This is a genomic window from Actinomadura chokoriensis (genome assembly GCF_039529475.1).
Taxonomy (GTDB): domain Bacteria; phylum Actinomycetota; class Actinomycetes; order Streptosporangiales; family Streptosporangiaceae; genus Spirillospora; species Spirillospora bangladeshensis.
The window spans coordinates 133,810-160,439 of sequence record NZ_BAAAMW010000019.1 but is presented as its reverse complement, the minus strand read 5'-3'; the positions used below and the strand labels follow the sequence as shown (position 1 = coordinate 160,439).

Annotated in this window: 30 protein-coding genes; 10 read left to right on the top strand and 20 right to left on the bottom strand. The window is 72.8% G+C overall.

Features of this window, described 5'->3' with window-relative positions:
* The 7 genes from ABFX46_RS32060 to ABFX46_RS32030 all read right to left on the bottom strand — a co-directional run.
* Nucleotides 1-178, bottom strand: a 178-nt coding sequence (locus ABFX46_RS32060) for a maltotransferase domain-containing protein (protein ID WP_346047662.1), incomplete at its 3' end; no start/stop codon positions are given.
* Between the two features lie 203 nt (nt 179-381).
* Nucleotides 382-1,125 (bottom strand): copper homeostasis protein CutC, encoded by a 744-nt coding sequence (locus ABFX46_RS32055; protein WP_346047655.1) that lies wholly within the window; start codon nt 1,123-1,125, stop codon nt 382-384.
* The gene (locus ABFX46_RS32050; protein ID WP_346047654.1) at nt 1,122-2,063 is read right to left on the bottom strand and encodes an asparaginase; all 942 of its coding nucleotides are present in this window, start codon (nt 2,061-2,063) and stop codon (nt 1,122-1,124) included. Before ABFX46_RS32050 ends, ABFX46_RS32055 begins: the two co-directional genes overlap by 4 nt.
* 9 nt (nt 2,064-2,072) lie before the next feature.
* The gene (locus ABFX46_RS32045; RefSeq protein WP_346047653.1) at nt 2,073-2,927 is read right to left on the bottom strand and encodes an amino acid ABC transporter permease; all 855 of its coding nucleotides are present in this window, start codon (nt 2,925-2,927) and stop codon (nt 2,073-2,075) included.
* Nucleotides 2,924-3,568, bottom strand: coding sequence for an amino acid ABC transporter permease (locus tag ABFX46_RS32040; protein WP_346047652.1), 645 nt, complete (start codon nt 3,566-3,568; stop codon nt 2,924-2,926). The genes ABFX46_RS32045 and ABFX46_RS32040 overlap by 4 nt, the downstream gene beginning before the upstream one ends.
* A gap of 11 nt (nt 3,569-3,579) precedes the next feature.
* The gene (locus tag ABFX46_RS32035; protein ID WP_346047651.1) at nt 3,580-4,515 is read right to left on the bottom strand and encodes a glutamate ABC transporter substrate-binding protein; all 936 of its coding nucleotides are present in this window, start codon (nt 4,513-4,515) and stop codon (nt 3,580-3,582) included.
* A 53-nt stretch (nt 4,516-4,568) separates the two neighbouring features.
* A complete protein-coding gene (locus ABFX46_RS32030) occupies nt 4,569-5,297 on the bottom strand; it encodes an amino acid ABC transporter ATP-binding protein (protein ID WP_346047650.1) in 729 nt (242 codons plus the stop codon).
* Nucleotides 5,298-5,413: 116 nt separating this feature from the next.
* On the opposite strand from ABFX46_RS32030, the gene ABFX46_RS32025 reads away from it, so the two are divergent.
* A complete protein-coding gene (locus tag ABFX46_RS32025; protein ID WP_346047649.1) occupies nt 5,414-6,571 on the top strand; it encodes an ROK family protein in 1,158 nt (385 codons plus the stop codon).
* Nucleotides 6,572-6,602: 31 nt separating this feature from the next.
* Here the strand turns inward: ABFX46_RS32025 and ABFX46_RS32020 are convergent, their stop codons facing one another.
* The gene (locus ABFX46_RS32020) at nt 6,603-6,971 is read right to left on the bottom strand and encodes an STAS domain-containing protein (protein WP_346047648.1); all 369 of its coding nucleotides are present in this window, start codon (nt 6,969-6,971) and stop codon (nt 6,603-6,605) included.
* Between the two features lie 312 nt (nt 6,972-7,283).
* Between ABFX46_RS32020 and ABFX46_RS32015 the strand changes: the two genes are divergently transcribed.
* The 3 genes from ABFX46_RS32015 to ABFX46_RS32005 all read left to right on the top strand — a co-directional run bounded on the left by ABFX46_RS32015 (nt 7,284) and on the right by ABFX46_RS32005 (nt 10,168).
* Complete coding sequence (locus tag ABFX46_RS32015; protein WP_346047647.1) at nt 7,284-7,580, top strand: sulfurtransferase TusA family protein; 297 nt, start codon at nt 7,284-7,286, stop codon at nt 7,578-7,580.
* Between the two features lie 112 nt (nt 7,581-7,692).
* Nucleotides 7,693-9,162 (top strand): flavin-containing monooxygenase, encoded by a 1,470-nt coding sequence (locus ABFX46_RS32010; protein WP_346047646.1) that lies wholly within the window; start codon nt 7,693-7,695, stop codon nt 9,160-9,162.
* 1 nt (nt 9,163) lies between these two features.
* Complete coding sequence (locus ABFX46_RS32005) at nt 9,164-10,168, top strand: transglutaminase-like domain-containing protein (RefSeq protein ID WP_346047645.1); 1,005 nt, start codon at nt 9,164-9,166, stop codon at nt 10,166-10,168.
* A 26-nt stretch (nt 10,169-10,194) separates the two neighbouring features.
* Here ABFX46_RS32005 and ABFX46_RS32000 read toward each other — a convergent pair whose 3' ends face one another.
* Nucleotides 10,195-10,809: an FMN-binding negative transcriptional regulator gene (locus ABFX46_RS32000; RefSeq protein ID WP_346047644.1), complete on the bottom strand. Its 615-nt coding sequence runs from the start codon at nt 10,807-10,809 to the stop codon at nt 10,195-10,197.
* 51 nt (nt 10,810-10,860) lie between these two features.
* Between ABFX46_RS32000 and ABFX46_RS31995 the strand changes: the two genes are divergently transcribed.
* Nucleotides 10,861-11,817, top strand: coding sequence for a DNA polymerase domain-containing protein (locus ABFX46_RS31995; RefSeq protein WP_346047643.1), 957 nt, complete (start codon nt 10,861-10,863; stop codon nt 11,815-11,817).
* A 37-nt stretch (nt 11,818-11,854) separates the two neighbouring features.
* Here the strand turns inward: ABFX46_RS31995 and ABFX46_RS31990 are convergent, their stop codons facing one another.
* The 3 genes from ABFX46_RS31990 to ABFX46_RS31980 all read right to left on the bottom strand — a co-directional run bounded on the left by ABFX46_RS31990 (nt 11,855) and on the right by ABFX46_RS31980 (nt 15,466).
* Nucleotides 11,855-13,069 carry a cytochrome P450 family protein gene (locus ABFX46_RS31990; protein ID WP_346047642.1) on the bottom strand — a complete coding sequence of 405 codons (1,215 nt, stop codon included), beginning with the start codon at nt 13,067-13,069 and terminating at the stop codon, nt 11,855-11,857.
* A 184-nt stretch (nt 13,070-13,253) separates the two neighbouring features.
* Entirely contained in the window at nt 13,254-14,546 is a 1,293-nt protein-coding gene (locus ABFX46_RS31985) for a pyridoxal phosphate-dependent aminotransferase (protein ID WP_346047641.1), read from the bottom strand.
* A 32-nt stretch (nt 14,547-14,578) separates the two neighbouring features.
* The gene (locus ABFX46_RS31980; protein WP_346047640.1) at nt 14,579-15,466 is read right to left on the bottom strand and encodes a PaaX family transcriptional regulator; all 888 of its coding nucleotides are present in this window, start codon (nt 15,464-15,466) and stop codon (nt 14,579-14,581) included.
* 114 nt (nt 15,467-15,580) lie between these two features.
* Here ABFX46_RS31980 and ABFX46_RS31975 point away from each other — a divergent pair, with 114 nt between their 5' ends.
* The 4 genes from ABFX46_RS31975 (at nt 15,581) to ABFX46_RS31960 (ending at nt 18,778) form a co-directional block, all read left to right on the top strand.
* Nucleotides 15,581-16,489 (top strand): SDR family NAD(P)-dependent oxidoreductase, encoded by a 909-nt coding sequence (locus ABFX46_RS31975; protein ID WP_346047639.1) that lies wholly within the window; start codon nt 15,581-15,583, stop codon nt 16,487-16,489.
* Nucleotides 16,486-17,382, top strand: coding sequence for an amidohydrolase family protein (locus tag ABFX46_RS31970; protein WP_346047638.1), 897 nt, complete (start codon nt 16,486-16,488; stop codon nt 17,380-17,382). The genes ABFX46_RS31975 and ABFX46_RS31970 overlap by 4 nt, the downstream gene beginning before the upstream one ends.
* Nucleotides 17,379-17,831, top strand: coding sequence for a MaoC family dehydratase (locus ABFX46_RS31965; RefSeq protein WP_346047637.1), 453 nt, complete (start codon nt 17,379-17,381; stop codon nt 17,829-17,831). The genes ABFX46_RS31970 and ABFX46_RS31965 overlap by 4 nt, the downstream gene beginning before the upstream one ends.
* A 146-nt stretch (nt 17,832-17,977) precedes the next feature.
* A complete protein-coding gene (locus ABFX46_RS31960) occupies nt 17,978-18,778 on the top strand; it encodes an IclR family transcriptional regulator domain-containing protein (RefSeq protein ID WP_346047636.1) in 801 nt (266 codons plus the stop codon).
* Here ABFX46_RS31960 and ABFX46_RS31955 read toward each other — a convergent pair.
* The 5 genes from ABFX46_RS31955 to ABFX46_RS31935 are packed head-to-tail and all read right to left on the bottom strand — an operon-like array spanning nt 18,765 to nt 22,927.
* Entirely contained in the window at nt 18,765-19,721 is a 957-nt protein-coding gene (locus ABFX46_RS31955; protein WP_346047635.1) for a quinone oxidoreductase family protein, read from the bottom strand. The genes ABFX46_RS31960 and ABFX46_RS31955 overlap by 14 nt on opposite strands.
* Nucleotides 19,722-19,725: 4 nt before the next feature.
* Complete coding sequence (locus ABFX46_RS31950; protein ID WP_346047634.1) at nt 19,726-20,088, bottom strand: hypothetical protein; 363 nt, start codon at nt 20,086-20,088, stop codon at nt 19,726-19,728.
* A complete protein-coding gene (locus ABFX46_RS31945) occupies nt 20,085-20,948 on the bottom strand; it encodes a DODA-type extradiol aromatic ring-opening family dioxygenase (protein WP_346047633.1) in 864 nt (287 codons plus the stop codon). Before ABFX46_RS31945 ends, ABFX46_RS31950 begins: the two co-directional genes overlap by 4 nt.
* The gene (locus tag ABFX46_RS31940; protein WP_346047632.1) at nt 20,941-21,759 is read right to left on the bottom strand and encodes a citryl-CoA lyase; all 819 of its coding nucleotides are present in this window, start codon (nt 21,757-21,759) and stop codon (nt 20,941-20,943) included. The genes ABFX46_RS31945 and ABFX46_RS31940 overlap by 8 nt, the downstream gene beginning before the upstream one ends.
* The gene (locus ABFX46_RS31935; RefSeq protein ID WP_346047631.1) at nt 21,752-22,927 is read right to left on the bottom strand and encodes a CaiB/BaiF CoA transferase family protein; all 1,176 of its coding nucleotides are present in this window, start codon (nt 22,925-22,927) and stop codon (nt 21,752-21,754) included. The genes ABFX46_RS31940 and ABFX46_RS31935 overlap by 8 nt, the downstream gene beginning before the upstream one ends.
* A 213-nt stretch (nt 22,928-23,140) precedes the next feature.
* Between ABFX46_RS31935 and ABFX46_RS31930 the strand changes: the two genes are divergently transcribed.
* Nucleotides 23,141-24,574: an amidohydrolase family protein gene (locus ABFX46_RS31930; RefSeq protein WP_346047661.1), complete on the top strand. Its 1,434-nt coding sequence runs from the start codon at nt 23,141-23,143 to the stop codon at nt 24,572-24,574.
* A gap of 66 nt (nt 24,575-24,640) precedes the next feature.
* Here ABFX46_RS31930 and ABFX46_RS31925 read toward each other — a convergent pair whose 3' ends face one another.
* The 3 genes from ABFX46_RS31925 to ABFX46_RS31915 form a co-directional block, all read right to left on the bottom strand.
* Nucleotides 24,641-24,919 carry a DUF6295 family protein gene (locus tag ABFX46_RS31925; RefSeq protein ID WP_346047630.1) on the bottom strand — a complete coding sequence of 93 codons (279 nt, stop codon included), beginning with the start codon at nt 24,917-24,919 and terminating at the stop codon, nt 24,641-24,643.
* A 12-nt stretch (nt 24,920-24,931) separates the two neighbouring features.
* The gene (locus tag ABFX46_RS31920) at nt 24,932-25,675 is read right to left on the bottom strand and encodes a dienelactone hydrolase family protein (protein ID WP_346047629.1); all 744 of its coding nucleotides are present in this window, start codon (nt 25,673-25,675) and stop codon (nt 24,932-24,934) included.
* Between the two features lie 69 nt (nt 25,676-25,744).
* Nucleotides 25,745-26,581 carry an undecaprenyl-diphosphate phosphatase gene (locus ABFX46_RS31915; RefSeq protein ID WP_346047628.1) on the bottom strand — a complete coding sequence of 279 codons (837 nt, stop codon included), beginning with the start codon at nt 26,579-26,581 and terminating at the stop codon, nt 25,745-25,747.
* Nucleotides 26,582-26,630: the final 49 nt, after the last annotated feature.

The window sequence follows — 26,630 nt, the reverse complement described above, 5'->3', positions numbered from 1 at the left end:
CGGGCGTGCGCAGCACCACCGCCGCACCCAGCATCTCGTGCCCCTCACGGAACACCGTCGCCGACACCTCGACCGTCTCACCCACCACGGCCTTCGCCGGCCACCGGCCGCACCCCACCACCGGCGCCACGTCCATGATGGGAATGCGACCGAGCTCGCCCTCCAGCTTCACCTGCATGTGCCCGCTCCCGCTCGTCGGCGCCGTCCCCCGTCTCCGGTCCCAGACATCCATGCCCCGTCCGCAACCCGCGGCCATCCCCGCCACCACAAGATCATGTAAAGAACTGCCGTGCCAGGGGGACGATGCCCCGAATGCGCGAGATCCCGGCAGGTCGCACCTGCCGGGATCTCGTCCCCCCCCCGGGGCCCGCTCGGCCGGGGCTAGCCGGCCGCGCGGATGACCGAGCCGACGCCGGCGGCGGTCGTGACGAGCCGCCGGTACTCCGGCTGCCGCAGCTCGCCGCCCATGAACGGGTGCGGGTTGCGGTGCACGGCCGGGCTCGGCTGCTCGCTCAGCGCGGCGAAGTGGATCTCGCGGGCGCCGGTCGCCGCGACGACCCGGGCCACGTTCCGGTCGGTGACGCCCCCGCCGGGCATGACGATGATGCGGTCGCCCGCGCGCCGCACCAGCTCGGCGATCAGCGGCGCGCCCTCCAGCACGCTCACGTCCTGCCCGGAGGTGAGGACGCGGTCGACGCCCAGCCCGATGAGCTCCTCCAGCGCGGCGAACGGGTCGGCGGCCATGTCGAAGGCGCGGTGGAAGGTGACGGGCAGGCCGCCGGCCGCCGCGAGGAGCCGCTCGACGACGGGCCGGTCGATCGCCCCCGCCGGGGTCAGCGCGCCGATCACCACGCCGTGCGCGCCGGCCTCGCGGATGAGCGCGACGTCGTGCTCCATCGCCGCGACCTCGTGCTCGTCGAAGATGAAGTCGCCGCCGCGCGGGCGGACGATGACGTTCACCTTGATGGACGACACGGCGGCGAGCGCCGCGCGGACCGTGCCCAGGGTCGGGGTGAGCCCTCCCTCGAACAGCGCCGCGCACAGCTCGACGCGGTGCGCGCCCGCCTTCTCGGCGGCGATGGCGCCCGCGACGCTGTCGATGCAGATCTCGTAGGTGAGGCTCACTGACGTCCTTCCTCGGTGGTGCGGATCTCGCCGACCGGGCGTCCGCCGCCGAGGACGGGGACGGCGCCCAGCGCGTCGGCGGGTCCGGTGTCGGCGCCGAGCGCGGCGAGCGCGCGCAGCGCGATGGCGGTGGTGGCGCGGGGGCTGCCGTCGATGACCTTCACCGCGACGGCGCGGCCGTCGGCGGTCGCGGCGATGAACACGCCCTCCGCGCCGCCCTTGGCGACGGTGCCGGGCAGCGCCCGCATGAACTCGGTGTTGGCGTGGCCGGTCCCGCCGACGTACTCGGGGTGGGCGCGCATGGCGTCCGCGACCGGGCGCGACCCCTCGGACAGGACGAGGGAGCGGGCCGCCCGCGCGAGACCGGTCAGCGTGAGGCCGAACAGCGGCGCGCCGCAGCCGTCCACCGCGACGGGCGCCGGCTCCTCGCCGGCCGCGTCCGCCATGACCTGCCGCACCGCCCGCTGGAGCGGGTGCGACGGGTCGAGGTAGGTGTCGACCGGCCAGCCGTTCGCGACGCAGGCGGCGAGCATGGCGGCGTGCTTGCCGGAGCAGTTCATCCGGACCCGCGACTCGCCCTCGCCCGCCCGGATGAGCGCGGCCTTCGCCGCCTCGTCCTCCGGCCAGGACGGCGGGCACCGCAGGGCGTCCGCGCCCAGGCCGGCGTCCGCGAGGATCGCCTCGACGGCCTTGACGTGGAAGTCCTCGCCGGTGTGGCTGCCCGCCGCGATCGCGAGCCGCTCGCCCTCCAGCGGCGCGCCCGCCCGCAGGCACGCCAGGGCCTGGAACGGCTTGGTGGTGGAGCGCGGCAGGACCGTCTCCGCCGGGTTGCCGCGCGCGTGGGCGAGGGTGCCGTCCGGGGCGAGCCCGGCGACACTGCCGTAGTGGCGGCTCTCGGCGAAGCCGTTCCGGACGACCTCGGCCAGCACTTCGTACATCACTTTCCCTCAGGGTTTCGCGGTGGGGACGGCCCCGCGGACGGCCCGCGCGGGACGGGTGCGCTGCCGCGCCTCCAGCGTCCGCGCGAGCTTGGCCAGCGACGCGTTGATGACCAGGTAGATCAGCGCGATCACCAGGTAGGTCTGGATGAGCAGGTGGTTGTAGTTGGCGAGGACCTTGCCGCTGTAGAGCAGTTCGGCGTAGCTGACGACGTACCCGAGCGAGGTGTCCTTGAGCAGCCCGGCGGACTGGCTGACCAGCGACGGCAGCACCCGCCGCGCCGCCTGCGGCAGCACGATCAGCCGCATCGCCCGGCCGCGCGTCAGGCCGAGCGCGAGGCCCGCCTCCAGCTGCCCGCGCTCCACCGACCGGATCCCGGCCCGGAAGATCTCCGCGAACGCGGCGGCGTTGGACACCGACAGCGGCACGACGAGCTTCCAGAACAGCGGCAGGTCGAGCCCGTACTTCGGCAGCGCGAACAGCACGACGTAGACCAGCAGCAGCGCCGGGATCGTCCGGACGATCTCGACATAGGCGGCGGCCGGGACGCGCAGCCAGCGCGACGGCGACACCCGGCCGAGGGCGAGCAGGATGCCCGCCGCCATCGACAGCGCGATCGACACGCCCGCGGCGTACAGCGTGGAGCGCAGGCCCTCCAGCAGGTACCGCCACATGACCCAGGTGCCGTACGGGCGCCAGCGGTCGGCGGCGAGCTGGCCGTTGTCGGCGAACTGCCGCAGCGCGAGCGCGACGAGGACGGCCCCGCCGAGCACGGTCAGCGCGGTCGTGATCCGGATGCGCCGCCGGGCGCGCGGGCCCGGCTCGTCGAACAGCAGCCGCGCGGAACTCCCCTTGCCGCTCATCGCAGGATCGCCAGCTTCCGTTCCAGACCGCCGGTGACGAGGCCGAACACCCCCGACAGCGCCATGTACATCAGGCCCGCCGTCACGAAGATCCAGATCGGCTGCGCCTCGGCGAGGTTGACCCGGTTCGCGGCGGCGGTCAGCTCCACCACGCCGACCGCCGCGGCGAGCGCGGTGTTCATCAGCGTCATGATCGCGATGTTGCCGAGCGGCTGGACGACCGTCCGCAGCGCCTGCGGGAGGACGACCAGCCGCAGCGACTGGACGAACGTCAGCCCGAGCGCCCGGGCGGCCTCGCCCTGGCCGGCCGGCACCGCGTTGATCCCGGACCGGATCGCCTCGGCCGTGTACGCCCCCTGGTAGAGGGCGATGACGACGGCCGAGGTGGTGAACAGCCCGGCGATCACCCCGATCTCGGGGAGCCCGAACACGGCGATGACCAGCCAGACCAGCAGCGGGATGTTCTGCAGGACCTCGACGTAGGCCATCCCGGCGGCGCGCAGCACGCGCACCGGGCTGACCCGCATCGCGGCGACGAGGACCCCGGCGGCGAGCGCGCCGGCGAGCGACAGCAGCGTCAGCTCGACGGTGAGCAGCAGCCCGTCGCCGAACTCCCCGAGGTGGTCGGTGATGACGTCCATCGGCGGGGGACTTACTCCGAGCCGGGCGCGGAGCCGATCGCGGGCGGCTGCGGGGCCTCACCCTGGACGACCGTGCCGATCGAGTTCTTCCAGACCTTCGCCCACAGCCCCGACTGCTGGATCTTGGTGAGCCAGTCGTTGACGAACTGCTTCATCTGCGTGTCGCCGTGCTTGAGGCCGATCCCGTACGGGTCGCTGGTGAACGGCTTGCCCTGGATCTGGATGGACGGGTCCTGCTTGGCGGTCGCGAGCAGCACCGCCTCGTCCTGGACGTAGGCGTCGCCGCGGCCCTGCTTGAGCGCCTGGACGCACTCGGGGTCGCTGCCGAACGTGACGATCTTCGCGTCCGGGGCGACCTTCTTGATCGCCGGGATCGCCGGGGTGTTGGCGCCCGCGATGATCGTCTTGCCCTTGAGGTCGTCCGGGCTCGTGATGCCCGTCGTGTCCTTCTTGGTGGCGATGACCAGGCCGGAGCTGTAGTACGGCCCCGCGAACGCGACCTGCTCGGCACGTTCCGGCGTGATGCTGTAGGTCTGGAAGACCACGTCCACCGTGCCGTTCGACAGCAGCGCCTCGCGCGTCTCGGACGCCGAGTTGACGATCTTCACGTTCGGCTTGCCGATGATGTACTTGGCGAGCAGCCGGCCGAAGTCGGCGTCCAGGCCCTCGACCTTCTTGGTCGCCGGGTTCTGCTGCGACAGCAGCGGCGCGTCCAGCGAGCCGCCCACGATCAGCTCGCCGCGCTGCTTGATCTTCTCCATGGTGGAGCCGGCCGGGATGTCCGCCGCGACCGGCGCCGAGGCGAGCAGGTCGTCGGCCGCGCCGCCGCCGGCGCCGGGCACGGCCGAGTCGGAGTCGCCGCCGGAGCAGGCCGCGAGGCCCGTCAGCGACAGCGCGGCGACCGCGGCCACCGCCGCCCGCCGCAGCCCCGCAGGGGTACGCACCATGATCATCAACCTTTCTCGGGTGGCGCGCCATGGGCGGCGCGCCGGGGGTGCCACTAGTGGCTGAGGACCTTGGCCAGGAAGTCCCGGGCCCGGTCGGTGGCGGGGGAGTCGAAGAAGGCGGCCGGGGTGCCGGTCTCGACGACCTCGCCGTCCGCCATGAACACGACGCGGTCGGCGACCTTGCGGGCGAACCCCATCTCGTGGGTGACGACGACCATCGTCATGCCGTCGCGGGCGAGGCCGGTCATCACGTCGAGGACCTCGCCGACCATCTCGGGGTCGAGCGCGGACGTCGGCTCGTCGAACAGCATCGCCTTCGGCCGCATCGCGAGCGCGCGGGCGATCGCGGCGCGCTGCTGCTGCCCGCCCGACAGCTGCGCGGGCAGCTTGTCCGCCTGCTCGCCGATGCCGACCCGGTCGAGCAGCTCGCGCCCGCGCTTGTCCGCCTCGGTGCGCGACAGCCCGCGCACCCGCGTGGGCGCGAGCGTCATGTTCTGCAGGACGGTCTTGTGCTGGAACAGGTTGAACGACTGGAAGACCATGCCGACGTCGGCGCGCAGCCGGGCGAGGGCGCGCCCCTCGGCGGGCAGCTCCTCGCCGTCGATGCGGATCACGCCCTCGTCCGGCGTCTCCAGCCGGTTGAGGCACCGGCAGAGCGTCGACTTGCCCGACCCGGACGGGCCGATCACCACGACGACCTCGCCGTGCGCGACGTCCAGGTCGACGTCGTGCAGGGCGGTGTGGCCGCCGAAGCGCTTGCTGAGGCCGCGCACCTCGATCATTCGGTCACCTACGATCCAACTTCCTTCGAAATCGAAGCCAAGTCGGACGATAGTTCGTCAAATCGATGTAAGTCAACGCGTTGCTGTACCAAGTTCGCGCATGCTATCTATCTGGGGTGCGCAACAAGGGAGACGACGGACCGGCGGCGCTCGTGCGGCTGGTGGCGACCGGCCGGGCGGAGTCGCGGGCCGAGCTCGCCCGGCTGTCCGGGCTCGCCGCCTCCAGCGTCTCGCTGCGGGTCGAGCAGCTCATCGCGGCCGGCCTGTTCGCCGAGGAGGGCGCCGGGGCCTCGCGCGGGGGCCGGCGGCCCCGCCGCCTCCGGCTCGCCCGGGAGGCGGGCGTCTTCCTCGTCGCCGACCTCGGCGCGCACCACGCCCGGCTCGCCGCCGCCGACCTCGCCGGGACGCCGCTCGCGGTGTCCGACCTCGCCTGCGACATCGCCGTCGGGCCCGAGGAGACGCTGACCGCGGTCACCCGGAGCCTGCGCGGCCTCGCCCGCGAGCACGGGCTGGCGGACGTCCCCGTCCGCGGCATCGGCATCGGCCTGCCCGGGCCGGTCGACCCCGCGACCGGCCAGGTCGTCTCGCCGTCCCGGATGCCGGGCTGGAACGACTTCCCCGTCCGCGACTTCGTGACCCGGCACGCCGGCGTCCCCGTCCTGGTCGAGAACGACGCCAACCTCATGGCCGTCGGGGAGCACCGCGCGTCCTGGCCGTCCCTGGACAACCTGATGGTCATCAAGCTCGGCAGCGGCATCGGCTGCGGGGTCATCGTGGACGGCCGGCTGCACCGGGGCCGCGGCGCCGCCGGCGACATCAGCCACGTGCGGATCCTGTCCGAGGCGACCGTCGACTGCTCCTGCGGCCACCCCGACTGCCTGGAGGCCCACGCCAGCGGCGCCGCGCTCGCCGCGTCCCTCGCCGGGCACGGCATCGCGGTGGAGCATCCGTCCGAGATCGTCGGGCTCGTCGCCGACGGCGTCCCGCAGGCGACCAGCGCCGTGCGCACCGCGGGCCGGCTCATCGGCGACGTGCTGACCGGCCTCGTGAACTTCTTCAACCCGGACGCGCTCGTCATCGGCGGCAGCCTGTCCAACGCCGAACCGCTCGTCGCCACCATCCGGGGCGTCATCTACGAGCGCTGCCTGCCCCTCGCCACCCGCAACCTGGAGATCGCCACGTCCCGTGCGGGCCGCGACGCCAGCGTGCTCGGCGCCGGGCAGCTGATGCTGGAGAACTCCGACGAATGGATCGACCGCGTCCTCGACCGCTGACCGGAGCGCGAGCCGGAGCGGGGCCGGGCGTCTAGAGCGAGGGCCAGCCGTGCGCGGCGATCGCCTCGCGCGCCGTCGTCACGTCCGGCGCGATCGCGACGCGGCGCTGCAGCCCGGCGACGTCGGACACCCGGCGGACGAGGCCGCGCGGCGGGAGCACCACCCACATGGGGACGCCGAGCTCGCTCGCCCGCATCTGCGACCGGGTGATGACGTTGAGCCCGTTGGAGTCGCAGAACGCGCAGTCGGTGAGGTCGAGGATCAGGGCCGGTGTCCCGGAGTCGAGGAGCCGCATGGCCTGCGCGAGGATCTCCTCGCCGTTGCTCAGGTCGACCTCGTCGGGGAACGTCAGCGTCCCGCAGGTCTGCGTGATCTCCACCCGCGCTGCTCCGAGATCCATGGTTCGCCCCAAAGTCGGATTCCTCACCTGAGTGACAACGGGGGGTACTTCACTGCGACTGTAAGCGTTGATCCTGGACGAAACCTCAAAGGAAGGGTCAAGTCTAGGACGTCCCTCCCTCATATCGGGGACGGACGCGTTCCCTGGCGTTTCATCCTGTTCTGTCGCTTTTGAATGCCCGAATATCACGCTCCCTCCCGGCGTGCCCGCGCGCCGTCCCGAGGGGAGGGGAGAGCCGGTCGTGGTGCCCTGGCTGCTGATATGTCGTGGCAAAGCTCTATATTTCACCCTGTGGGCTGCTAGAACCGGGGTGTGAGTGAGCGGGGTGCGGGAGTGAGCGCGGAGCCGGTGGTGATCGACGGCGGCGACCGCTCGTGCGTGCGCCTCCTGCTGGAGCTGCGGGCGCACCTCGCGCGGCTCGCGCCCGGCACGGTCGTCCACCTGATGGCCACCGATCCGGCGGCTCCCATCGACCTTCCCGCGTGGTGCCATCTGACCGGGCACGTCTACCTCGGCCCCGTCGCCCAGGCGCCGACCCCCACCTACGCCCTCCGGGTGAGCGCCGATCCGCGCCCCACGTCCCCGGAATCGCCCTGGCGGCCGCGCTGACCCGGCCGCGCCGACCCGGTCGCCGGCGAGGTCGCCGCGGTCTCGCCCGGCCCTCTATTGGCGGGTCGCCAATTAGAGGTTAGGGTGGCATGGGCGTTGAAGGGACGTTGCCATGGGCGGACCGTCGGTCGCGATCGTGGGGAGCGGGTTCAGCGGGCTCGGACTCGCCATCGGCCTGAAGCGCGCGGGCCTCACCGGTTTCACCGTGTTCGAGCGGGCCGGGGACGTCGGCGGGGTCTGGCGCGAGAACACCTACCCGGGCGCCGCCTGCGACGCGCCCTCGCACCTGTACTCCTATTCCTTCGCACCGAAGCACGACTGGTCGCGCAGGTTCGCGCCGCAGCCGGAGATCCTCGACTACCTGCGGGCGTGCGCCCGCGAGTACGGCGTCATGGAGCACATGGCGTTCGGCACGGAGATCACCGCCGCCGAGTTCGACGCCGGGTCCGGCCGGTGGACCCTGCGGGCCGCCGGCGGGGAGACCCACGAGGCGGACGTGCTCGTCTCCGCGTGCGGGCAGCTCAGCCGGCCGTCCGTCCCCGACATCCCGGGCCTGGAGTCGTTCGGCGGCACCGTCTTCCACTCCGCGGAGTGGGACCACGGCCACGACCTCGCCGGACGCGAGATCGCCGTCGTCGGCAACGGGGCGAGCGCCGTCCAGTTCGTCCCGCGGATCGCGCCGGAGGCGGCCGGGCTGACCGTGTTCCAGCGCGAGCCGCAGTGGGTGGGCTGGAAGTGGGACCGCCGCTACCCCCGCGCCCGGACCTGGCTCAACCGCCGCCTCCCCGTCCTGCAGCGGCTGTCCCGGCTGGGGGTCTTCATCTGGTTCGAGGTGCTGCTCAACCCGATGCTGATCTCGCCGCGCGGACGCCGGGTGCTGTCGGCGCACATCCGCGCGCTCTGCCGCACCACGCGGTGGTCGGTGCGCGACAAGGAGATGCGCCGGAACCTGACGCCCGGGTACGAGCTGGGCTGCAAGCGCGTCCTGGTCTCCAGCGACTACTACCGCTCCCTCAACCTGCCGCACGTGGACGTCGTCACCAGCGCGATCGTCAAGGTCACGCCGGACGCGGTCGTCACCGCCGACGGGAGGTCCCATCCGGCCGACACCATCATCATGGGCACCGGCTTCCGGTCGCACGGCTTCGTCGCGCCGATGCGCGTCACGGGACTGGACGGCCGCGCGCTGGAGGACGCCTGGCGGGACGGGCCGCGCGCCTACCTCGGCCTGGCCGTCGCCGGTTTCCCGAATTTCTTCCTGATGTACGGGCCCAACACCAACGTCGGTTCCGGGTCGGTGGTACACATGCTGGAGAGCCAGATCGCCTACATCGTGCAGGCCGTTCGTGCGCTGCGCGACCCGGAGGTGCTGTACATGGACGTCCGCGAGGGCGTGCTCTCCGCGTTCGACGAGCGCCTCCAGCGCCGCCTCGGCGGGACGGTCTGGAACGCCGGCGGCTGCGGCAGCTGGTACCGGCGGGGCGACGGCCGCAACGCCAGCAACTGGCCGGGCTCGATGCTCGGCTACCGCCGCCGCACCCGGCGCCTCGATCCGTCCGACTACCGCTTCGTGAAGCGCTGACATGCGCCGTGCCGCCGCCCACCCCCTGCTGCGCACGCTCGACGGCATCCTCGTCATCCCCCCGGAGCACCACCGTCCCGACACCGGCCGGGCCGAGGCCGCCGCGACGCTCGCCTGCGACGACCGCACGCTGTCCGACCTGATCCGGCACGGGCTCCCGGCCACCGGCGAGCGCGGCCGGGAGCGGCTCGACTCCCGGGACGTCTTCAACCTGGCCCTGTACTCCGGCTCCGGGCGCACCGGGGTCGAGCGGGGCGTCGCCGCCGCCCTGGGCTGGACCCGCTCGTCCTGCGAGGACCTCATCACGCCCCGCATGTCCCGGTTCGAGCTGCGCGTCGCCTGCGGCGCCCCCGACGGCTGCGCCCCCGGCGCCCGCAACACCCTCGCCCGGCCGCGGACCGGCGCCTACGGCGGGAAGGTCCGCCAGGTCCGCGCGCATCCGGCGGGCGCGGCGCGCAACGTCCCGGCCGGGACGTCGGCGACCGCCCGCGCGTCGGGCCCCGCGCTCACCCTGTCCGCCGTCCTGCGGACGGTCGGCGACTGCCCGGTGCTGCGCTCGCCCGCGCTCCGCGCCATCCTGCGCGAGTTCATGGGCGCCGAGCTGCGCTGGCTGCGGCTCCCCGAGGCGATGCGGAACGACGAGTCCCTCATCCCGCGCGGGTTCGCGAGCTGCGGTTCCGCCAGCCGCTACATCGCCCGCCTCTGCCGCGAGGAGGGCATCCCCGCGACGACCCGGATCGGCTGGCTGGTCGGCCTGCCCGACCTCGTGCACGCCTGGGTGGAGGTCGAGGACGAGGACGGCGTCACCAAGGTCATCGACCCGACGTTCGTGCTGCTCTCGGAGGTCGTCCCGGGCGCCAACCCGATGCTCCGCGACCCCGGCATCGCGTTCCGCACGAACCGCCTCATCCCGACCGCGCTGGGCGTGGGCGCCGACGTCGCGTCCCACACCTGCGCCGCCGGCCACGTCCCCCACATCACCACGACTCTCGACCTGCTGGGCTGACGGGAGCCCGCGCCGGCGAGCAGGGGCTAGGCGTGGCGGACGGCCTCGGCCATCGTGGTGTTGCCCTCGGCCAGGTAGCCGTCGACGACCCCGGCGCGGTCGGCCTCCGGCCGGTTCTGGCTCATCTTCGCCTTGGCCTCGATCCGGGTGATGACCAGTTCCAGGCCGACGATCGCGCGCAGCTGGCCCGCGATGTAGTTCGGCGGGGCGTCGTCCACCGACCACGAAGGTTCGCGGCCGCTCTCGTGGCGCTCGGTCAGGCGGCGCACCATGGACTCCACCCACGCGGGGTCGTCGTGGACGACGAGGCGGCCGTAGACGTGCGCGGTCAGGTAGTTCCAGGTCGGCACCGCGCGCCCGTGCTCGCGCTTGGACGGGTACCAGGACGGCGACACGTACGCGTCCGGGCCGTGCACGATGAACAGCGACTCCCCGGCGGCGGGCTCGCGCCACTGGTCGTTGTTGCGGGCGACGTGCGCGAGGATCGCGCCGTGCTCGCCCGCCGACGGGTCGTAGAGGACGGGCAGGAACGTGGCGATGAGCCCCCGCGGCGTGCTCGTCACCAGGTCCGCCGCGTCGCACCCGGCCAGCAGGTCACGGACCTCGGCGTCGCCTGCGGAGAAATGCGCCGGAACGTACATGGACGCGACGCTACACCCGGCGTTGTCGGACGCCCGTGCGAAGGTGGTGGGGTGAGCGCCGAAGAGGAGCGTGCCGGGGTCCGGCTGACCAACCTGGACCAGCCCCTGTTCGAAGGGGCGGACGCGACGAAACGCGACCTGGTCGACTATCTGGACGCCGTCGCCGGGCGCGTCGTCCCGCAGCTCGCCGGGCGCCCGCTCTCGGTGATCCGCGTGCTGCGCGGCCAGAAGCCGTTCATGCAGAAGAACTTGCCGAAGTACACGCCGGAGTGGGTCCGGTCGGTGACGATGTGGGCGGAGTCGTCCCGGCGCGAGGTGTCGTACGCGCTGTGCGACGACCGCCGCACGCTGCTGTGGTTCGCCAACCAGCGCGCCGTCGAGTACCACCCGCCGCTGTTCCGCGCGGCCTCGCCCGACCGCCCCACCCACCTGGTCATCGACATCGACCCGCCGGAGGCGGACGCGTTCGGCGCCGCCGTCCGCGCCGCGCACCTCGTCCGGCGGGCGCTGGACGACTCGGGCCTGCGGGGCGCGGTGAAGACCAGCGGCGCCAAGGGCGTGCACGTGTTCGTGCCGCTGGACGGCCGGACGCCCGCCGAGGACGTCGCCGCCGCCACCCGCGCGCTGGGCGTCCGCGCCGAGCGCCTCGACCCCGGCCTCGCGACGACGGCGTTCATCCGCGAGGACCGGGGCGGCAAGGTGTTCCTCGACTCGACCCGCGCGGGCGGCGCGACCGTGGCCGCCGCCTACAGCCCGCGCATCCGCCCCGGCACGCCGGTCTCGTTCCCCGTCGCGTGGGACGACCTCGACGGCGTCGCCCCGGCCGACTTCACGATCGAGACCGCGCTCGGCGTCCTCGGCGACCGCGACCCGTGGTCGGAGCTCATGCCGGAACCGCAGGCCCTGCCCGCCGACCTGATCGAGCACGGGCACACGATTCCGATCGCGCGGGTCCAGGCCATGCACGAGGGGAAACGCCGGGCGAGGGCGCGCCGCGCCCCCGGCTGACCGATCCCGGTGAGCCGGGGAAAACGCGGCGGAAACCCTAGGAATTCAACATGACCGGCAGCGAGCGGTGGCCGTTGGAGATGAACGACTCGACCGGACGCAGTTCCGACGGATCGACCGCGAGCTCCATATCCGGGAAGCGCTCGAAAAGCGCGGGCAGCGAGATCTCGGCCTCCATTCGCGCGAGATGCGAACCGACGCAGAAGTGCACGCCGTGGCCGAAGGAGATGTGCTCCTTGTTCGCGCGCTGGACGTCGAACAGGTCGGCGTCGTCGCCGTGCAGGGAAAGGTCGCGCCCGGCGGCCGCGTAGGCGGCGAGGATCGCCTCGCCCTTCCCGATCGTGACGCCGTCGACGTCGATGTCCTCGACGGCGTAGCGGAGCGGCAGGTTCGCGACGGGCGCCTGCCAGCGCAGCGCCTCCTCGATCACCTCGGTCCACGGCACCCCGCCGGACCGCACGAGCGCGCGCTGCTCCGGGTGCGTCAGCAGCGCGGTGATCACCTGGTCGAGCAGGTTCACCGTCGTCTCGTGCCCGGCCGAGATCATCAGGATCAGCGTGTCGACCAGTTCGGTCTCGCTCAGCTGCGAGCCGTCCTCGTCGCGGGAGGAGATGAGGACGCCGGCCAGGTCGTCGGCGGGCTCGCGGCGCCGGAACGCGACGAAGTCCTGCAGGATGCCGTACATCTCCATCTGGTTGGCGACCGCCTCCTCCTGCGTCAGCGCCGTGTTGAAGATGCCGTCCACGCAGCGCCGCAGCGCCGGCCGGCTCGCGTCGGGGACGCCGAACAGCCGGCAGATCACCTCGATCGGCAGCGGGTAGGCGAACGCCTCGCGCAGGTCGGCGCGCCCGCCGGGGGAGGCGGCGAGCCCGTCGAGCAGGCCGGCGGTGATCCGCTCGACGTCCGGCCGGAGCACCTCGGTGCGGCGCGGGGTGAACGCGCGGGAGATGATCGCGCGGAGCCGGCGGTGCTCCTCGCCGTAGGCGGTGAACATGTTCTTCACCGACACCCACAGGCTGAGCGGCCATTCCTCGCCGACCTCGCCGCTGATCCATTTCGCCCAGTGCCGGTTCGGGTCCTTGGAGACGCGGGGGTCGGCCAGCAGCCGCTTGAGCTGCTCCTGCCCGGTGACCGCCCACGCGACGACGCCGCCCGGCAGTTCCACGGGCGTCACCGGGCCCCGGGCCCGCAGTTTCGCGGCCTCCCCCTGGACATCGCTGCCGGTCGGGTCGATGACGAGCGGATTCTCCATTGCGGCCCTTTCCACGGACGCGTGGGAGCGCGCCCGTGAACGGGCGGCTCCCCGGTGAGCACGGCGCCGGTGACGAACTCGTACTGCTGACGAGCGCGGCGATGCAGCCAAAGTACGGTGCGCCGCGCCCGTCCGCTAGATCGCCCCGGCGACTCGGCCCGCGATTCCGCTTTTCGGCCATTCCTTAAATGGCGGCGCGGAAATCCTCTGCGCGGGTATCGGCGTTCCCGGGGTCGGCGTGCGGGGGTTCGCGCAGGTGATCGGTGAAGCGGCCCGCCGCGTCCGCGTCACCGCCAGGGGCGGCCGGTTCGCCCCACCCGTGGCCGGGCGTGACGACGTTGTCCGGCGGGGCGTCCGCCGCCGGCCCGTACAGGTAGGAGCCGAGCCCGATGAGCAGCCGCTGCACGTCGGCCTGCGGCCGGACGACCAGCCGCAGGAACTGGCTCGTCGATCCGAGCTTGTTGCCGCACTCCCGGACGAACACCCCGTGGTGGGCGACCAGATGGTCGCGCAGTGCGGCGCCGTCCCTGCCGTCCGGCAGCTTGACCAGGATGAAGTTGCCCTGCGACGGGAACACCTTCAGGCCCGGCAGCGAGGCGAGCTGCCGCGCCATCATCATCCGGTCGCGGGCGAGCAGCCGCAGGCTCTCCCGGTACTCGGCGCCGTGCTCGCGCAGCAGGAACACCACGACCTCGGCGAAGGAGTTGAGGTTCCACTTCGGCAGCGCCGCCCGGACGGTCCGCGCCAGCGCGGGGTTCGCGACCATGTACCCGAACCGGACGCCGTGCAGCCCGAAGTTCTTCCCGAGGCTCTTCAGCACCACCGTGTTGGGACGGATCCGGGCCTCGTCGGCGACGCTGGTGTGCGGCTCGGCGTCCACGAAATCGAGGAACGACTCGTCCACGACCACGAGGTCCAGGTCGATGAGGAGGTCCAGCAGCCGGACGACCTCCCGGCGCGGGACGTAGCCCCCGTCGGGGTTGTTGGGGTTGCAGACGACCGCCGCCCGCGACCCCCGCGCCCGGACGAAGCGGACGAACTCGTCCACGTTGAACTCGAAGCCGCGCAGCTCGTGGAGCTGGAACATGTCGACCCGCTTGCCGGTCTCCAGCGGCTGGTCGGTCCAGCGGCCGAACGTCGGGATCGGGGTGGCGAGGCTCTCGCGCACCAGCAGGTGGTCGATCCAGGTGATCAGCTCGGTCGACCCGTTGCCCATCACGACCGTCTGCGGGTTGTGCCCGAGCGCCGCGCACAGCTCCGCGGTGATCGTGTCGGCGTCGCTCGGGTAGTACTTGAGGATCTGCTCCAGCGACCCCGCGAGCCGGGAGAACATGCCCGGCGTCGGGAAGTAGGGGTTGCACGGGATGCAGAAGTCCACGAGGTCCCGGCGCCCCGACGAGGCCCGCTGGAGGGCGAGGAACGACGGGCTGTGCGCGGTCGCGCGCAGCAGGCTCGGATCTATCGGGTCCGATGACACGAAAGACGGTACGCGCCGCCGCCGGGACGGGTTCAGCGGCGCCCGGCGTCGTCGGCGAGGAGCCTGCCGAGCTGCGCGGTCGCGTCCGGTTCGAGGACGGCGAACCGCTCCCGGTACAGGGCGGTGGACGCGGCGGCGGGCCAGCCGTCCGGGAGGTGCTCGGCGGGCAGGCCGGGGTCGGTGCGCAGCAGCTGCAGCCAGTCGGCGCCGAGCAGGGTCAGCCGGGTCAGCGGGCGCCCGTTGCGCTCGCGGTCCGGCGTCCAGGTCGCGATGAACGCCTCGTGCTCGGCGCGGATCGCGTCGACGTCCCACGCCCGGCGCAGCAGCCGCGGCACGTCGGTGCCCTCGACCGGGACGGAGTAGAACGCGTCGGCCAGCTCGCCCAGCTCGGCGAACTCGGGCCCGTCGAAGACCGCCGCGATGTCGACCCGGCCGGGCGCGATCCACAGCCCGTCCCGCAGCCCGCCGAACCCGGCCCAGATCAGCCGGGCGCGGATCTGGTGCCGCAGGTCGCGGCGGCTCTCCGGCATGGAGTAGCTGAGCAGCGTCCACTCGCCGCCCGGATGGGTGAACGGCCGCGCGGAGCGGACCCGCGGCGTCGCCTCGCGCAGCAGCTCCTCCGCCCACGGGGTGAGCGAGAACCGGGCGGTGCGCCCCTCCCGGACGCGGGCGAGCAGCCCCTTGCGGGTCATCCGGGCGAGGGTGGCGCGGCCCGCCGCCTCCGCGACCCCGAGGTCGTCGAGCAGGTGCAGGAAGACCCGCGAGCTGATCGGCGGGTGGCCGCGGTCGAGGACGAGCGATCCGAGGAAGCTGAACAGCAGCTGCTGCGGAGCGCGCCGGCGCGGCCGTGCGCTCGTGGACGCGTCCAGGTCGGCGGTCATGCCCGTCCCTCCGTCGCCGTCGTCGCCATCGGGGGACATCACACCATGCCGTGCCGCCCTCCCGCTGTCACCGAGCTTATTCGATGAAATCTTGACGCACGACAGAGGCGAATCTAACTTCTAGGGAACGGAAGCGGATTCGGGAAGGTGGCAATGGAGCTGAACGGGAAGGTGGCGGTGGTCACCGGCGCCGGGCGCGGCCTCGGCCTCGCCTACGCCGCGGAGCTGGCCCGCGCGGGCGCGGCCGTCGTGGTGAACGACGCGGACGCGGCCACCGCCGAGGCCGCGGCGAAGCAGATCGGCGACGCGGGCGGGCGGGCCGTCGCGCACCCCGCCGCGGTCGGCTCCGCCGAGACCGCCGACGCGCTCGTCGGGCGGGCGGTGGCGGAGTTCGGCCGGCTCGACGTGATGGTGACCAACGCCGGCGTCCTGCGCGACCGGGTGCTGTGGAAGATGACCGACGACGACTTCGACACCGTCGTCCAGGTCCACCTCCGGGGCACGTTCACCTGCGCCCGCGCGGCGGCGCGCCGGTTCCGCGAGCAGGGGGACGGCGGCCGGCTCATCCTCGTCGGGTCCCCGGCCGGGCAGCGCGGCAACTTCGGGCAGACCAACTACGCGGCGGCCAAGGCGGGGATCGTCGGGTTCGTCCGCACGTGGTCGATGGAACTGGCCCGCGCGAACGTCACCGTGAACGCGGTCGTCCCGGTCGCCGCGACCGCGATGACCGAGACGATCCCGGCGCTCGCCCCCTACGTCGAGGCGATGCGGCGGGGCGAGGAGATGCCGCCGTTCGCCCGCCGCGCGCTGGCGTTCGGCACGCCCGAGGACGCCGCCGGGCTGGTGGCCTTCCTCGCCTCGGACGCCGCGTCCGGCATCACCGGGCAGGCGATCGGGGTCGGCGGCGACCGGCTGTCGCTGTGGACGCACCCGACCCAGGCCGTCGCCGCCTACCGGGACGGCGGCTGGGCCGCCGCCGACATCGCCGCCGCCTGGCCGGCGGTGTTCGCCGAGCACCAGCAGAGCGTGGGGGAGAACCTGCCCGAGGAGCAGCCCCGATGAGCGGGCTCGACCTGGACGCCCTGGAGGCGATCGACGTCCACGTGCACGTGGAGTCCGACCTGCACGGGCACCTGTCGCTGCCGGACGACTTCATGGAGGCGTCCGCGAAGTACTTCGGCGCGGACCAGGACCGCACGCCCACGATCGACGACATCGCGTCCCACTACCGCGAGCGGCGCCTGGCCGCGGTCGTGTTCACCGTCGACATCGAGAACGCCACCGGGCACCCGGCGCTCTCCAACGAGGAGATCGCCGAGCGGGCCGCCGCGCACTCCGACGTGCTGATCCCGTTCGCGAGCATCGACCCGGCCAAGGGGCGCGCCGGCGCCCGGACGTTCCGCCGGCTGATCGAGGACCACGGGGTGCGCGGCATCAAGTTCCACCCGTCCCTGCAGGGGTTCGCGCCCAACGACCGCAGCGCGTACCCGCTGCTGGAGGTCGCCGCCGAGCACGGCGTCCCGGCCCTGTTCCACACCGGGCAGACCGGGATCGGCGCGGGCATGCCGGGCGGCGGCGGGATCCGGCTCGGCCTGTCGAACCCGATGCTGCTCGACGACGTCGCCGTCGACCTCCCGGATCTGACGATCATCATGGCGCACCCGTCCTTCCCCTGGCAGGACGAGGCGCTCGCCGTCGCCACCCACAAGCCGAACGTCTACATCGACCTGTCCGGCTGGTCGCCGAAGTACTTCCCGCCGCAGCTCGTCCGGTACGCCAACGGCCTCCTGCAGGACAAGGTGCTGTTCGGCTCCGACTACCCGGTCATCACCCCGGACCGGTGGCGGCGCGACTTCGACGCGCTGGAGATCAAACCGCACGTCCGGCCCAAGATCCTCAAGGACAACGCCGTCCGAGCCCTCGGCCTCGGCGGCGGCAAGGAGAAGAAGGCATGAGCACGACCGTCGCGTTCGCGGACCTGAAGAGCCTGGCGGGCGGTTCGCTCGGCACGAGCCGCTGGCTGGAGGTGGACCAGGCCCGGATCAACACGTTCGCCGACGCCACCGGCGACCACCAGTGGATCCACGTCGACCCCGAGCGCGCGAAGGACGGCCCGTTCGGCGGCCCGATCGCGCACGGCTACCTGACGCTGTCGCTGGTCATCCCGCTGTGGACGGAGCTGCTCGACGTCACCGGCGTCACCACGAAGATCAACTACGGGCTGAACAAGGTGCGCTTCCCGGCCCCCGTCCCGGCCGGCTCCCGCATCCGCCTCTCCGGAACCCTCGTAGACGTGACGGACATAACCGGCGGCGTCCAGGTCACCGCCGACCTCACCGTGGAGATCGAGAACCACGAGAAGCCGGCCTGCGCCCTCCAGGCCATCTTCCGCTTCCTCCGTTGACCTGCGGCGTGTTGTTGTTATGGGGGCGCTCATAACAACAACACGCCGCAAGTCAACGATGCGCGGGGGCGGTTCGGGGGGCGGCGGTCACTTGTCCGTATGATGGACGATCGACGGACGAAGCACGGCCGGCGAGGGGATGATCGATGCCACGCGAAGGCACCGGACCGGATTTCATCGAGGCGCTGGCCCGGGGCCTGGAGGTCGTCACCGCCTTCGAGGCGCGGCGGCCGGTCATGTCGCTCGCCCAGGTCGCGGAGGCGACCGGGCTGGCCCGGCCGACCGCCCGCCGCATCCTGCTGACGCTGCGGGAACTCGGCTACGTGCGGGCCGCCGACGGCGGCTACTCCCTGACCCCGCGCGTCCTCGACCTCGGCGTCGCCTACGTCCGGTCCATGGGCCTGTGGGACGTGGCCCGCCCGCACATGGAGCGGCTCGTCGCCCGGACGAACGAGTCGTGCTCGATCGCGCAGCTCGACGGGTCCGACATCGTCTACGTCGCGCGCGTCGCCGTCCCGAAGATCGTCGCGCTGGCGGTGCAGATCGGCACCCGGTTCCCGGCGCTGCAGACCTCGCTCGGCAAGGTGCAGCTCGCCGCGCTCGACCCCGCCGAGGTCGACCGGATCCTCGCCGAGCCGACCCGCTCCGGGCTGGAGCCCCGCGTCCACCTCACCAAGGCGGAGCGGGACGCGGAGCTGCGCGAGGTGCGGGCGCGCGGCTGGGCGCTGACCGACGAGCAGCTCGCGCGCGGCATCCGCTCGGTCGCGGCGCCGCTGCGGGACGGCTCGGGCACGGTCATCGCGGGCATCAACGTCAACACGCATGCCGCCGAGACGCCCGTCGAGCAGCTCCTGGAGGAGTACCTCCCGCTGCTGCTGCAGACGGCGGGGGAGATCAGCGCCGACTTCGCCCGCCTGGAGACCGTCCCCCAGGTCACCGCGGGGTGAGGACGATCCGCCCCGCCGCCGTCCCCTCGCCCTGGCGCCGCCACGCCTGCGCCGCGTCCTCCAGGGGCACGGTCTCGTGGGCGACGGCCAGCCTCCCGGACGCGGCCTGCCCGGCGACGAACGCGATCGACGCCGCCCGCTGCCCGGCCGACAGCTCGTTGTTGGTGTAGCCGAGCAGCCGCAGCGACTTCCCGCGGAGGGTGGCGGAGTCGATCGGGCACGTCTCGTCCGCCGAACTCCCGAGGTTGACGAGCCGCCCGCCCGGGCGCAGCGTCCGCGCCGCTGCCGCCGCCGGGGCGCCGAACAGCGGATCGAGCACGAGGTCCACCGGCCCGTCGGCGGCGCCGGCGAACCGCCGGGCCAGCTCGCCGACGTCGCCGGTGTCGAGCGCGACCACGGCGTCCGCCCCGGCCCGCGCCGCCCGCGCCCGCGCCTCCGGCGACCGGGCGCCGGCGATGACCCGCCGGGCACCCGCCGTCCGCGCGAGCTGCACCGCGGCCTGGCCGACGACCCCGCCCGCGCCGAGCACGACCACCTGCTCACCGGCGGCCAGCCCGCCGCGCCAGGTCAGCGCCATGTGCGCGGCGACGGCCGACAGCCCGAGCGCCGCGAGCTGCACCGGGTCGGCACCGTCCGGCAGCTCGACGAGCGCCGCCTCCGGGACGGCCGCGGCCTCGGCCATGCTCCCGTCGCCCGGCGCCATCCCGGCCGGGCTCGGGAACCAGACCGTCCGGCCCCCGGACGTCCCGACGCCCTGGACGCCCGGCACGTACGGCGTCGCGGGCGTCCCGAAGTAGGACGTGCCGCTCGCGCACAGCAGGTCGAGCGGCGTGATCGGCGCGGCGAGGACGTCCACCAGGACCTCCCCGTCGCCCGGCACGGGGGGCTCGCGCTCCGCCACCACGGGCGGACGTCCGCATTCCCTGATCTCTACGGCGCGCATCGGCTCAGGTCGCGATGTCGGGGTAGGGCAGCGTGACGTGCGAGACCCGCCGCGCGTACTCCAGCTGGAACCCGAGCGGCTCGTCGTAGTCGCGCTCGAACATCGCGATGAACAGCGTCAGCGTGAGGAACGGGTGCGCGCCCAGCTCGAACAGCTTCGGGTAGTCATGCCCGGCGAGCGCGGCCCGCTCCACTTCGTCGAACGTCAGCCAGGTGGACGACTCGCCCCCGTGGCAGTTGATGATCCGGTTGGCCTGTTCTGCCTCCCACCAGGCCACGGTCGCCTCCGGCTCCTCCCGGTAGCGCTCGACCAGTTCGGGATCGCGGTCCACGGTGTAGAGGAACTTGTTCAGCAGATACTTGCTCACTCGCCCGCTCCGTTCGGGTACCAGGTGAAGTAGGCCTCCATCGTGTGGAACAGGTCGTAGGTGTCGACGTAGTCGGCCTTTCGGCCTTCGCCTGCGACGCCCATCATCAGCATGAAGTCCATGAAGCCGTGGGTGGCGTTGCCGGGGGCGTGCAGGCTGTCGAGGGTGACCTCGGACAGGCAGCCCTCGATGTCGCCGGAGGAGATCCACTCGACGGCCTTCGCGTCGAACTCGGGGTCGGGGCCGTGCGGGCCGAACTGGCGCGGGCCGCCCAGTTCGAGGGACAGGTGCCCGGTGCCGATGACCGCGACGCGCTGGTCCCCCGGCCACGACTCGACCAGCTCCCGGATCGTCCGCCCGAGCTGTACGAACCGCTTCGGCCGCGGCAGCGGCGGCGCGAAGATGTTGGTGTAGACGGGGACGATCGGCAGGTCGTTCTGCGGGCGCAGGGTGATGATCGGGCACGTGATCGAGTGGTCGATGCGCAGCTCGTTGGAGAACGCCAGGTCGAAGCCCGCGTCCAGGCCCTCGCGCAGCATGTACTCGGACAGGTCCTCCTGCCCGGTGAACAGCATGCGGGGCAGCCCGAACTCGCGTTCCTCGTTGTACCAGTTGGCGTCGTAGAACGGGGCCTTGCCGATGAGGAACTGCGGCATGTTGTCCAGCCACAGCTGGTGGAAGTGGTCGGAGCCGACCATCACCAGGACGTCCGGGCGGGCCTTCGTCAGCGTCTCGCGGAACGCCTCGATCTTGCGGACCCACTCGTCGGCGAAGTCGGGGCGGTCCTCGCCGGTCGCGGTGCTCGCGCGGTAGTAGAAGGGGTGGTGGGTCGAAGCGATCACAGCGACCAGTTCAGCCATGACGGTCCTCGGGGGTGTAGGGGTCGGGGGCGACGGACCGGTTGTTGAGGTCCACCGACAGGAAGATCTCGTTGCCGACGGGGGTGCGCAGCTCCTCGGCGAGCTGCCCGATGAGTCCGGCGGTGCGGGCGAGGAGCGCGAACCCGCGCAGCAGCTCCAGCGGCAGGCCGAGGTCGGCGAGCGCGGCGCCGCACACGCCGGCGCCGTTCAGCGGCAGCGTCCTGCCGAGCACCTCGGGGTGGACGCGGCCGATCGCGGCGAACAGCGACAGGTGCGGGCCGTACAGGTCCTCTTCGGTGGCGATCTCCATCAGCCGCGGGGTGCGGGGGTCGCCGTCCTTGTGGACGTGGTGGCCGAGGCCGGGGATGAACCGCTTCGCCTCCCGCTCCCGCTGGACGGTCCGCAGCGCCAGCGCGTCCCAGCCCGCGTCGTCGGACGGCAGGTCGCCGTCCACCGAGGCCAGGACGTCGTGCAGGAAGCGGCCCGTGTCCTCGGTGACGCCGAGGAACCGTGACCCGCCGCCCAGCAGCCCGGCGGCGAGCGCGCCCTGCACCGAGTCGGGCGCCGACAGGTAGGTCAGCCTGGTGACGATCGCGGTCGGGGTGAAGCCGTGGTCGGCGAGCGCGGCGAGGACCGCCTCGAACACCCGCGTCTCGCCGGGCGTGGGCCGCCGCTGCGTCGCGAGCCAGAACGCGAGCTCGCCGAACCCGACCTCGCCCATCACGTCCCGCGCGAGGTCGCGGCCGAGCAGCGTGATCGCCTCGCGGCTGGACGCGCCCAGCGCGGTCGGGTACTCCGGTGTGTCAGCCACGGTCGTCCTCCTGCGGCTCCGACAGCCATTTACGCAGCTCGGCCCCGTGTTCGTCCAGGTCCGGCGGCGGCAGCCGGTAGCTCGCGGGCGTCTCGGAGAAGCGGATCGGGTGCCGGGTCGTCGGCACCGCGTGCTCGCCCTCGCCGACGACCACGACCGGGTCCAGCTCGAAGCGCTCGGCCATCGCGAAGCCGCCGTCGATCGTGTTGATCGGGCCGCTCGGCACGCCCGCGTCCACCAGCAGCTCGAACCACTCGACCGCGCCGCGCCGCTTCAGCCGCTCCACCAGGAGCGGGCGCAGCTCGGCCCGGTTGGCGGTGCGGTCGGCGTTGGTCGCGAACCGCGGGTCGTCCGGGACGTCCGGGATGCCGAGCACCTCGCACAGCCTGCGGAACTGGCCGTCGTTCGCCGCCGTGACGATCAGGTCGTTGTCGGCGGTCGGCAGCGGCTCGTAGGGGAACACGCTCGGGTGCGCGTTGCCCATCCGATAGGGGACGGTGCCGCCGGCGACGTAGGCGGAGCTGTGGTTCACGAGCCCGGTCAGCGCGGACGACAGCAGGTTCACCTCGACGAGCTGGCCCCGGCCGGTCGCGTCCCGGTGCCGCAGCGCCGCGAGGATGCCGATCGCGGCGTGGTTGCCCGCCATCACGTCGAACACCGAGATGCCCGCCCGGTACGGCGGGCCGTCCGGGTCCCCGGTCAGGCTCATCAGCCCGGAGATCGCCTGCACCATCAGGTCGTAGCCGGGGACCTTCCGCCCGGCGCCCGACCCGAACCCGGTGATCGAGCTGTAGACGATGCCGGGGTTGGCGGCGCGGACCGCGTCGTAGTCGAGGCCGAAGCGGGCGAGGCCGCCCGGCTTGAAGTTCTCGATCAGGACGTCGGCGCGGCGCGCCAGCTCGCGGGCGGCCCCGGCGTCCTTCTCGTCCCGCAGGTCCAGCGCGATCGAGCGCTTCCCGCGGTTGACACCGAGGTAGTAGGTCGCGGCGTCGCCGCGCGCGGGCGGCGTCCAGGTGCGGGTGTCGTCGCCCTTCGGGCCCTCCACCTTGATCACGTCCGCGCCCAGGTCGGCCAGCAGCATCGTCGCGTAGGGGCCGGCGAGGATCCGGGAGAAGTCCGCCACCAGCACCCCCGAGAGCGGCCCGCCGCGCGTGGTGTCGTCAGTCATCCGGCTCCCTTGCTCAGCGCTTGCGCGCATGGTCGTCCGTTCAACGGACATTCGTCCGTCACTCCGATTCTGGCACGTTCATATCCGTGGCGGTCAAGTGGTTGACACTGTGACGACCGGTGACGAGAGTGGCTGCATGCAGGTTTGACCGTATAGCGGACATCGGTCCGTGGCTGCTCCCGGCGGTCGGGTCCCAAGACGAGGAGAACGATGATGAGCGAGTTCGAGCCGGGGCGTCCCCTGGTGCTGCGCGGCGGCATGGTGCTGCCCATGACCGACGGGCGCGAGGTCCTGGACCGCGCCGACGTCCTCATCGAGGGCGACCGGATCAGCGCGGTCGGCCCGGACCTCCCGGTCCCGGACGGCACCGCCGAGATCGACGCGTCCGGCGGCATCGTCATGCCCGGCATGATCGACACCCACCGGCACATGTGGCAGACCGCGATGCGCGGCTACGGCGCCGACTGGACGCTCACGCAGTACTTCGTCTGGTACTACCTGGAGCACGGCAAGCGGTTCCGGCCCGAGGACGTCCACGCCGGGAACCTGCTCGCCGCGATCGAGGCGATCGACGCCGGCGTGACCACGGTCGTCGACTGGTCGCACGGCCTGCAGACCCCCGACCACGCCGCCGCCGCGGTGGACGCGCTGCGGTCGGTGCCCGGCCGGTTCGTCCTCGCCTACGGCAACATCCAGGCCCCGCCCGCCGAGTGGACCGCGACGCCCGAGTTCCGCGCCCTCGCCGGGGAGCTCGGCGGCGGCGACATGCTCGGCTTCCAGGTCGCGTTCGACGTGGTCGGCGACCCGTCCTTCCCGGAGAGGCCCGCCTTCGAGGTCGCCCGCGACCTCGGCGTGCCCGTCACCACGCACGCCGGCGTCTGGGGCGCGACCAGCGACGAGGGCATCCGGCAGATGCACGACGGCGGGTTCATGACGCCCGAGACCGTGTACGTGCACGCCGCGTCCCTGTCGGCGGACTCCTACCACCGCATCGCCGCGACCGGCGGGTCGATCTCGGTGTCGACCGAGAGCGAGCAGAGCGCCGGGCAGGGCTACCCGCCCACCTGGGTGCTCCGCAACCACGACATCCCGGTGTCGCTGTCGATGGACACGAGCGTCTGGTGGAGCGGCGACCTGTTCTCCGCCATGCGGACCACGCTCGGCGCCGACCGCTGCCGCATGCACCTGGAGGCGCACGGCAAGGGCGACACCGTCACCCACTGCACCCTGCGCGCCGACCAGGTCGTCGACTGGGCCACCCGCGGCGGCGCCCGCACGCTCGGCCGCGACGACCTCGGCAGCCTCGCGCCCGGCAAGAAGGCCGACGTGGTCCTGATCAAGAACGAGTACTCGCCGGTGTCGTTCCCCGTCCTCAACCCCTACGGGCACGTCGCGTTCCAGGCGCAGCGCGGGGACGTCCACACCGTCGTGGTGAACGGACGCGTGGTCAAGCACGACCACCGCCTCGTCGACACCGACCTGGCCGCCGCCCGCCGCGAGGTCGAGGCGACCGTCGAGTACCTGCGCTCGTCGATGGGGGAGGAGGCGTGGGCGGCGGGGATGAACCCCGACATCCCCGAGACGAAGATCCTCGACAACCCCTACACCTACACCGAGTTCCGCAGCGACGCCACGCGCACCCGGTGAGACGGAGGTTCGTATAGCTTCACGGGAAGACGGCGGACACCTATGCGTCCGCGCTGGAAGCGGACGTCAGGCCGCGCCCTGCCCCGACGCGAGGCCGGGCGGGGCGGCGGCCAGGGCCTGCTGGATGGCAGCGACCAGCGCCAGCGCCGCCTCCTCGGTCAGCTCGACCGCGACCCGCGCGGACGGGCCGTCGCCCGGGTTGGTGAAGTCGATGTTCACCGTGTGCTCGTGGCACGCGTGGTACGGGTGGTCGACGTAGACGGCGCCGTCGGTCACCGTGAACCAGCCGGCCGCGCCCTTCGCCGCGCCGTCCAGCTCCACCGTGACGGTCTGGTAGGTGCACATGGCGGTCTCCTCTCAGGCGCTCAGGTGGCGGCCGTAGAACGCGAAGATCTTCGCCCAGCCGTCCTTGGCGGCGGCGGGCCGGAACGAGGGCCGTTCGACCGCGAAGAACGCGTGCCCGGCGCCGGGGTAGCTGTGGAACTCGTGCTCCTTGCCGAGCTTGGTCAGCTCCGCGTCGAGCGCGGCGACCTCGTCCGGCGAGGGGAACTTGTCGTCCTCGCCGAACAGGCCGAGCAGCGGGCACGACAGGTCCGGCGCCTTCGACAGCAGCGACGTCATCCTCAGCGGCGAGCCGGCCGGCGGGTCGTTCACGACGAACGCGCCGTAGCAGTCGACGGCGGCGTCGAGGTCGAGGGAGCAGGCGGCGAGGAACGCGTGCCGCCCGCCCGAGCAGTGGCCGATCACGCCGACCCTCCCGTTGGCGTGCTCCAGCGCGTTCAGGTGCGCGGCGGCTCCGGCGACGTCGCCGACGAGCTGCTCGTCCGGCAGGCCGCCCTTGGCGCGGACGGCGGCGGCCTGGTCGTCGGGGGCGGCGTCCGCGCCCTCCCGCGAGTACAGGTTGGGCACGATCGCGGCGTACCCGTGCGCGGCGAACGTGCGGGCGAACTCCCGCGTGCCGGAGTCGTATCCCGGCAGGTGGTGGATCACCACCACGCCGCCGCGCGGCGCGTCGCTCAGCGGCCGCGCGAGATAGGCCTCGAGTTCGGCGTCACCGTGCCCGGTGATGGCGACGGTCCCGGCCCACATCGCGTCGTTCATTGATCGTCAGGGCTCCGTTCCTCGTCGGAGGTGTGGACCGTGACAGTCTTTCCCATCCCCGGTGATCTTTCAGGCGTTCAGCGTCCCGGCGCCGAGCAGCCCGAACAGCAGCAGGCCGATGATGATCCGGTAGACCACGAACGAGGTGAAGGTGTGCCGCGCCACGAACCGCAGCAGCCAGGCGATGGAGGCGTAGGCGACGGCGAACGACACGGCGGTGCCGACGGCCAGCGGCAGCGCGTCCACCCCGGAGCCGAGCGCGGTGGGCAGCTCGTAGAGGCCGGCGCCGGTCAGCGCGGGGATGCCGAGGAAGAACGACAGCCGGGTCGCGGCGACCCGGTCGAGGCCCAGCATCAGCCCGACCGACATCGTCGCGCCGGACCGGGAGAAGCCGGGGAACAGCATCGCGAGGATCTGCGACGACCCGATCAGCATCGCGTCGGTGAGGGACGTGTCGTCCTCGCCGCGCTTGTGCCGGCCGAGCCGGTCGGCGAGCCACATCACGACGCTGCCGGCGAGCAGCGACCCGGCGACCACCCACAGGGAGGCGAGCGGGCCCTCGATGAGGTCCTTGGCGGCGACGCCGACGACGACCACCGGGATCGTCGCGAAGACGACCCACCACGCGAACTTGTAGTCGTGGTGGTACCGCTCGGACGGGTCGACGATCCCGCGCCCCCACGCGCTGGCGATCCGGAGGATGTCGCGGAAGAAGTACACGAGGACGGCGGCGATCGCGCCGACCTGGATGACGGCGGTGAACCCGACGACGGCCTTGTCGTCCACCGGGATGCCCATCAGGCCCTCGGTGATCTTCAGGTGCCCGGTCGAGGACACCGGGAGGAACTCGGTCAGCCCCTCCACGATGCCGAGGACGATGGCCTGCCCCACATTGATCACGCTCACCGGCCCGGTTCCCCTCCCGCCCCGTCCCCGCCGCCGCCCTGCGCGGGGT

Excerpts from the sequence above, each read along its gene's own strand:
- ABFX46_RS32040 (WP_346047652.1), bottom strand. The coding sequence starts at position 3,568 with ATGGACGTCATCACCGACCACCTCGGGGAGTTCGGCGACGGGCTGCTG.
- ABFX46_RS31930 (WP_346047661.1), top strand. The coding sequence starts at position 23,141 with ATGAGCGAGTTCGAGCCGGGGCGTCCCCTGGTGCTGCGCGGCGGCATG.
- ABFX46_RS32045 (WP_346047653.1), bottom strand. The coding sequence starts at position 2,927 with ATGAGCGGCAAGGGGAGTTCCGCGCGGCTGCTGTTCGACGAGCCGGGC.
- ABFX46_RS31925 (WP_346047630.1), bottom strand. The coding sequence starts at position 24,919 with ATGTGCACCTACCAGACCGTCACGGTGGAGCTGGACGGCGCGGCGAAG.
- ABFX46_RS31960 (WP_346047636.1), top strand. The coding sequence starts at position 17,978 with ATGCCACGCGAAGGCACCGGACCGGATTTCATCGAGGCGCTGGCCCGG.
- ABFX46_RS32005 (WP_346047645.1), top strand. The coding sequence starts at position 9,164 with ATGCGCCGTGCCGCCGCCCACCCCCTGCTGCGCACGCTCGACGGCATC.
- ABFX46_RS32050 (WP_346047654.1), bottom strand. The coding sequence starts at position 2,063 with ATGTACGAAGTGCTGGCCGAGGTCGTCCGGAACGGCTTCGCCGAGAGC.
- ABFX46_RS31965 (WP_346047637.1), top strand. The coding sequence starts at position 17,379 with ATGAGCACGACCGTCGCGTTCGCGGACCTGAAGAGCCTGGCGGGCGGT.
- ABFX46_RS32000 (WP_346047644.1), bottom strand. The coding sequence starts at position 10,809 with ATGTACGTTCCGGCGCATTTCTCCGCAGGCGACGCCGAGGTCCGTGAC.
- ABFX46_RS31945 (WP_346047633.1), bottom strand. The coding sequence starts at position 20,948 with ATGGCTGAACTGGTCGCTGTGATCGCTTCGACCCACCACCCCTTCTAC.
- ABFX46_RS31975 (WP_346047639.1), top strand. The coding sequence starts at position 15,581 with ATGGAGCTGAACGGGAAGGTGGCGGTGGTCACCGGCGCCGGGCGCGGC.
- ABFX46_RS32010 (WP_346047646.1), top strand. The coding sequence starts at position 7,693 with ATGGGCGGACCGTCGGTCGCGATCGTGGGGAGCGGGTTCAGCGGGCTC.
- ABFX46_RS31935 (WP_346047631.1), bottom strand. The coding sequence starts at position 22,927 with ATGACTGACGACACCACGCGCGGCGGGCCGCTCTCGGGGGTGCTGGTG.
- ABFX46_RS32020 (WP_346047648.1), bottom strand. The coding sequence starts at position 6,971 with ATGGATCTCGGAGCAGCGCGGGTGGAGATCACGCAGACCTGCGGGACG.
- ABFX46_RS31970 (WP_346047638.1), top strand. The coding sequence starts at position 16,486 with ATGAGCGGGCTCGACCTGGACGCCCTGGAGGCGATCGACGTCCACGTG.
- ABFX46_RS32035 (WP_346047651.1), bottom strand. The coding sequence starts at position 4,515 with ATGGTGCGTACCCCTGCGGGGCTGCGGCGGGCGGCGGTGGCCGCGGTC.
- ABFX46_RS31955 (WP_346047635.1), bottom strand. The coding sequence starts at position 19,721 with ATGCGCGCCGTAGAGATCAGGGAATGCGGACGTCCGCCCGTGGTGGCG.
- ABFX46_RS31920 (WP_346047629.1), bottom strand. The coding sequence starts at position 25,675 with ATGAACGACGCGATGTGGGCCGGGACCGTCGCCATCACCGGGCACGGT.
- ABFX46_RS31980 (WP_346047640.1), bottom strand. The coding sequence starts at position 15,466 with ATGTCCCCCGATGGCGACGACGGCGACGGAGGGACGGGCATGACCGCC.
- ABFX46_RS32030 (WP_346047650.1), bottom strand. The coding sequence starts at position 5,297 with ATGATCGAGGTGCGCGGCCTCAGCAAGCGCTTCGGCGGCCACACCGCC.
- ABFX46_RS31990 (WP_346047642.1), bottom strand. The coding sequence starts at position 13,069 with ATGGAGAATCCGCTCGTCATCGACCCGACCGGCAGCGATGTCCAGGGG.